1 pseudogene is annotated in these 1,254 nt (G+C 44.3%); it reads left to right on the top strand.

Annotated features, from left to right (window positions below):
* Nucleotides 1–1,073 (top strand): annotated as a pseudogene (locus R7E42_RS24540) (DUF3103 domain-containing protein); the annotation flags it as partial.
* Between the last annotated feature and the right edge of the window lie 181 nt (nt 1,074–1,254).

The raw sequence follows: 1,254 nt of genomic DNA, 5'->3' as shown, positions 1-1,254 counted from the left end.
AAACGGGAACTTGCTCAACAACTGAGCGAAAACTATACGGCAATTGAGCCTATGTTGAGAAGAGATATTACAGCTCAACAAACCAATGTTCCTGTCTCCTCTTTCATTGAGCAAAACCCTACTGCAGAATTTAGCCAACAGCTCGTTGAAGCCGACGCTCAAATTCGTAGCTGGAAAGGCATTACTGAATTCTCAGATCAATTGCTAGAAGTGCGCTTAGCCAACGAAAAAATGCTAGGAGCATGGCTCAATGGCGACGTTGCACCACTCTTTGCCTTTGAACCAAGCGGTGATGATGAAAGCTGGCAATACATCGAAGCGTTTGACGTTTACGGGCAAATTCATCAACTTGATGTGTATCAGCTTCCTGACGTTCCCGTTCTAGTTGTCGATAACAACAGCTCTGCAGAGCTCAAAGCAGGCTTACAGGCGATGCAGGCAGAAATGAAAAAGCTGGGTCAGCCAGCTCTAATTCAGCCTTATTATTCAGAGAGTCAAAAACAATCTTCACCAATGCTACAAAGCGCAGCGACAAGTGATGTCGCTCCGATTCAAACAACTCAACTGAAGAAAATTCGCTTAGCGGATGACAAAGAACCGTGGATCTCTGGCAAAGCAGAGGTTTACGCGATCGTGACAGGTGTCAATCCAAGCCGCGACGAGCCGACAATTGATCTGGTAGAACTTCCTTACTTGGATTACGACAACCAAGATTACTACCCAAATCAAATCATCATTCACTGTCTCGCTACCGCTGGGGCGCTGCAGATATTGTTCTGATGGAGCAAGATGACGGCACAGACTACAAACAGCTGGCGAAACTATTGGTGCAAGTGGCTGAAGAAGTTCTGAAAGCCATCCCAGATCCGCAAGTTCAGGCATACGCAGTCATCCCACAAATCACAAACAAGATCATCGATGCAATTCCAGATGGTGTGCTTACCAACGATGATGACTTTGTTGACGTTTTCTACACGTTGATGCAAGACACGTCGTATGTCGATCACCCAGGAGCAAGTGTTAATGCTGTCGTGACACTAGAGCCACTGACGATCAATCCAACTCGCCCATAACCCTTTCAATTTCAATGAGTCGTTGTCGAGACTTCGACTCATTTTTCCCACCTCATCACAAAAAATAACCTGTTAGATAAAAATATTCCTGCTCATCTTTACTGTATAAAGAAACAGTATATACTGTTCTCATATACAGTATTGTTCAGTTATACAGGTAAATAAAAATACTGGCTCATCC

The sequence above is a fragment of the Vibrio sp. Vb1337 genome (assembly GCF_033338715.1).
GTDB lineage: Bacteria > Pseudomonadota > Gammaproteobacteria > Enterobacterales > Vibrionaceae > Vibrio > Vibrio alginolyticus.
The sequence above is the reverse complement of the archived record's forward strand: the minus strand, read 5'-3'. Positions and strand labels throughout refer to the sequence as shown.